This is a genomic window from Rhizobium sp. RHZ01 (genome assembly GCF_014851595.1).
GTDB classification, from domain to species: domain Bacteria; phylum Pseudomonadota; class Alphaproteobacteria; order Rhizobiales; family Rhizobiaceae; genus Rhizobium; species Rhizobium altiplani.
The window spans coordinates 1-4,413 of sequence record NZ_JACUZZ010000066.1; the positions used below are offsets into that span (position 1 = coordinate 1).

Genomic DNA, 4,413 nt, shown 5'->3' on the forward strand with positions numbered 1-4,413 from the left:
GAACTTGCAAACCGGGAGGAAACGATGCGCAAGTTTTTGCTGACGACAGCGTTGGTGACGATGAGTGTTGCGGGCTTGGGTGCTGCCAAGGCTGCGGATGTGAAGGAAGTGCAGATGCTGCACTGGTGGACGTCCGGCGGCGAGGCTGCGGCCTTGAACGTGTTGAAGGAGGATCTGTCGAAGGAGGGGTTTGCCTGGAAGGACGTGCCGGTTGCCGGCGGTGGCGGTGATGCGGCGATGACGGCGCTGAAGGCGATGGTTGCGGCCGGCACCTATCCGACGGCCTCGCAGATGCTCGGCTACACCGTTCTCGACTATGCCCAGGCCGGCGTCATGGGGGACCTGACGGAGACGGCGAAGGCCGAGGGCTGGGACAAGGCGGTTCCGGCGGCACTGCAGAAGTTCTCCGTCTATGACGGCAAGTGGGTCGCAGCCCCCGTCAACGTCCACTCGGTCAACTGGCTGTGGATCAACAAGGGTGTGATGGACAAGATCGGCGGCACCGAGCCGAAGACCTTCGACGACCTGCTCGCGCTGCTCGACAAGGCGAAGGCTGCCGGCGTGACGCCGCTGGCGCTCGGCGGCCAGAACTGGCAGGAAGCGACGATGTTCGACTCGATCGTGCTGTCGACGGGCGGCCCCGAGTTCTACAAGAAGGCGATGAACGACCTCGACGAGGAGTCGCTGAAGTCGGACACGATGAAGAAGTCGTTCGACAACCTGCAGAAGATCGTCCAGTACGTCGACCCGAACTTCTCCGGACGCGACTGGAACCTTGCGACCGCCATGGTCATCAAGGGCGATGCGCTCGTGCAGGTGATGGGTGACTGGGCCAAGGGCGAGTTCGTCGCCGCCAAGAAGACACCGAACACCGACTTCCTGTGCTACCGCTTCCCGGGCACCGACGGCAGCGTGATCTACAACTCCGACATGTTCGGCATGTTCAACGTGCCTGACGACCGCAAGGCAGCACAGGTGGCGCTTGCCAAGGCAACGCTGTCGAAGAGCTTCCAGTCGGCGTTCAACGTCGTCAAGGGCTCGGTTCCGGCCCGTACCGACGTTCCGGATACCGATTTCGACGCCTGCGGCAAGAAGGGTATCGCCGACCTGAAGAAGGCCAATGAAGGCGGCACGCTGTACGGCTCGCTGGCCCAGGGCTATGGCGCGCCTCCGGCGGTTGCCAATGCCTACAAGGACGTCGTCTCGAAGTTCGTGCATGGCCAGATCAAGACCTCCGACCAGGCGGTCGAAGAGCTCGTCAAGGCCATCGACGACGCCAAGTAATCAAGGCCTCCCACGGTCTTCCCCGCCGGTGTCGGCGGGGAAGATTCCGCCACGGACGATCTCGTTGGAGGAGATGACCCCATGAGCACCATCGCTACCGATAAAACCGTTCTCACGCCGCACCGTGGAACGCCCATTTCCATCCGCGCGCGCCTGCAGGACGCGCTGCCGAAGATCGTGCTCGCGCCGAGTTTCGCCATCACGCTTGTGTTCGTCTACGGCTTCATCCTCTGGACGATCTATCTGTCCTTCACCAATTCCAAGACCTTTCCGTCCTACGTGCTGACGGGCCCGCGCGCCTATCAGCGGCTGTGGCGCTGGACGTTCGAAAGCGATCCGCCGTCCAGCTGGTACACCTCGATCACCAACATGGGCATCTTCGGTGTGCTCTATGTCGGCATCTGCCTGGCGCTCGGCCTGTTCCTGGCGATCCTGCTCGACCAGAAGATCCGCGGCGAGGGCATATTGCGGCCGATCTTCCTCTATCCGATGGCGCTCTCCTTCATCGTGACAGGCGTTGCCTGGAAATGGTTCCTCGATCCGGGGCTCGGGCTCGAGCAGACGCTGCATCAGTTCGGCTGGACGAGCTTCCACTTCGACTGGATCAAGAACAAGGACTTCGTGATCTATACTGTCGTGATCGCCGGTGTCTGGCAGGCGTCCGGCTTCGTCATGGCGATGTTCCTTGCCGGCCTTCGCGGCATCGACAGCGAGATCATGAAGGCGGCGCAGATCGACGGGGCGACGACCGTGCAGCTCTATCGCCGCATCATCATCCCGTTGCTCAGACCGATCTTCCTGTCGGCCTTCATCGTGCTCGCCCACATGGCGATCAAGTCTTACGATCTGGTTGTGGCACTGACCTCGGGCGGCCCCGGCGGCTCGGCCTGGCTGCCGTCCAACTTCATGTACGAATACACCTTCAAGCGCAACGAGATGGCCGTCGGCTCGGCGAGCGCGGTGATCATGCTGATGACGATTTCGGCGATCATCGTTCCCTATCTCTATTCGGAACTCAGGGAGAAATCGCGATGAGCGCCGTCACCTCGACCCTGCCGAGTGCGGCCAGCGCCTCGCGCAACAGACTGTTCAGCCGGATCTTCATCTACGGGCTGCTTGTCATCTTCGCGATCATCTACCTGATGCCGCTGTTCGTCATGCTGGTGACCTCGTTCAAGACGATGGACGAGATCCAGAACGGCAACATGCTGGCGCTGCCGCAGTCGCCGACCATCGAGCCCTGGTTCAAGGCCTGGGGGCAGGCCTGCGTCGGGCTGACCTGCGCCGGCATCAAGGGCTACTTCTGGAACTCGATCAAGATGGTCGTTCCGGCCGTGGCGATCTCGACGATCATGGGCGCGCTGAATGGCTACATCCTGACCAAGTGGCGCTTCCCCGGCCACACGCTGGTGTTCGGCCTGATGCTGTTTGCCTGCTTCATCCCGTTCCAGTCGGTGCTCTTGCCGATGGCGACCATCCTTGGCAGCCTCGGCCGCTTCGGGGCGACGCTGCGCGACCAGATCGGCATGTCGCTCGGCTTCGGCAATCCGACCGTCAACCTCGTCACCGTTCACGTCGTCTACGGCCTCGGCTTCACGACGCTGTTCTTTCGCAACTATTACGAGGCCTTTCCGACCGAACTGGTGAAGGCGGCGCAGGTCGACGGTGCCAGCTTCTTCCAGATCTTCCGCCGCATCATGCTGCCGAACTCGCTGCCGATCATCGTCGTCACCGTCATCTACCAGTTCACCAACATCTGGAACGACTTCCTGTTTGCCTCGGCCTATGCCGGCACGGGCGATTCCATGCCGATGACGGTGGCGCTGAACAACGTTGTCAACACCTCCACCGGTGTCGTCGAATACAACGTCAACATGGCGGCGGCGATGATCGCAGCGCTTCCGACCCTCCTCGTCTACATTCTCGCCGGCCGCTACTTCGTGCGTGGCCTGATGGCGGGCGCTGTCAAAGGATAATCCAATGGCTTTCCTCGAAATCTCAGGTCTCAAGAAGCGCTTCGGCTCGCTGGAGATCCTCAAGGGCATCAACCTTGACCTGGAAAAGGGCGGCTTCCTCGTGCTCGTCGGCCCGTCCGGCTGCGGCAAGTCGACCTTGCTCAACACCATTGCCGGCCTGGAATCGATCACCGAGGGCGACATTCGCGTCGATGGCCGCAGCATTGCCGACCTGCATCCGTCGAAGCGCGACATCGCCATGGTGTTCCAGAGCTACGCGCTCTACCCGAACATGACGGTGGCCGGAAACATCGCCTTCGGCATGGAGATGCGCGGCGTGCCGGTCGAGGAGCGCAACAAGGCGATCGACAAGGTCGCCAAGGTGCTGCAGATCGGCCACCTGCTCAATCGCAAGCCGAGCCAGCTGTCGGGCGGCCAGCGCCAGCGCGTCGCCATGGGCCGCGCCCTGGTGCGCGACCCGAAGCTGTTCCTGTTCGACGAACCGCTCTCCAACCTCGACGCCAAGCTGCGCGTCGACATGCGCATCGAGATCAAGCGGCTGCACCAGGCGACCGGCACGACGATCGTCTATGTGACCCACGACCAGATCGAGGCGATGACGCTGGCCACCAAGATCGCCGTCATGCGCGACGGCGAGGTGCAGCAGTTCGGCACGCCGGCCGAGATCTACAACAACCCGGCCAACATGTTCGTCGCCGACTTCATGGGCTCGCCGGCGATGAACCTCCTCGCGGGGACGATCGAGAAGGGGGCGTCCGGCCTGACCGTGTCGCTTTCGCGTCCGCAGGGCGAGCCGATCCGGCTGCCTGTCACGGCGGGCAACGGCGCGCTCGAAGCGCATACCGGCCGCGAGATCGTCTTCGGCATCCGCCCCGAGGCGCTGACCGATCCTGACGGTGCGGACCGCAACGCCAAGGCGCTGGCCGAAAGCGACTGCCTGATCGAGGTGGTGGAACCGGCCGGATCCGACACCTTCGCGGTCACCAAGCTCGGCGGCAAGGAGGTCGTGGCGCGGCTCAGGGCCGACGCCCGCATCCAGGCCGGCCAGCACGCCCGCCTCGCCTTCAACCTCGACAAGGCCGTGTTCTTCGATCCGCAAAGCCAAACCCGCATCGCTTAAACCAGGAGCCAGGATTCCAAACATGAACAGCTC

Annotated in this window: 4 protein-coding genes; all 4 read left to right on the plus strand. The window is 62.9% G+C overall.

Going from position 1 to position 4,413, the window contains the following annotated elements; genetic code table 11:
• The first annotated feature begins 24 nt into the window (after positions 1-24).
• Positions 25-1,284 carry an ABC transporter substrate-binding protein gene (locus IB248_RS30720; RefSeq protein ID WP_029792361.1) on the plus strand — a complete coding sequence of 420 codons (1,260 nt, stop codon included), beginning with the start codon at positions 25-27 and terminating at the stop codon, positions 1,282-1,284.
• A gap of 81 nt (positions 1,285-1,365) precedes the next feature.
• The gene (locus tag IB248_RS30725; protein ID WP_029792362.1) at positions 1,366-2,319 is read left to right on the plus strand and encodes a sugar ABC transporter permease; all 954 of its coding nucleotides are present in this window, start codon (positions 1,366-1,368) and stop codon (positions 2,317-2,319) included.
• The gene (locus tag IB248_RS30730; RefSeq protein WP_018117075.1) at positions 2,316-3,260 is read left to right on the plus strand and encodes a carbohydrate ABC transporter permease; all 945 of its coding nucleotides are present in this window, start codon (positions 2,316-2,318) and stop codon (positions 3,258-3,260) included. The genes IB248_RS30725 and IB248_RS30730 overlap by 4 nt, the downstream gene beginning before the upstream one ends.
• Before the next feature lie 4 nt (positions 3,261-3,264).
• On the plus strand, positions 3,265-4,380 hold the full coding sequence (locus IB248_RS30735) for an ABC transporter ATP-binding protein (RefSeq protein ID WP_025660749.1): 1,116 nt from the start codon (positions 3,265-3,267) through the stop codon (positions 4,378-4,380).
• Positions 4,381-4,413: the final 33 nt, after the last annotated feature.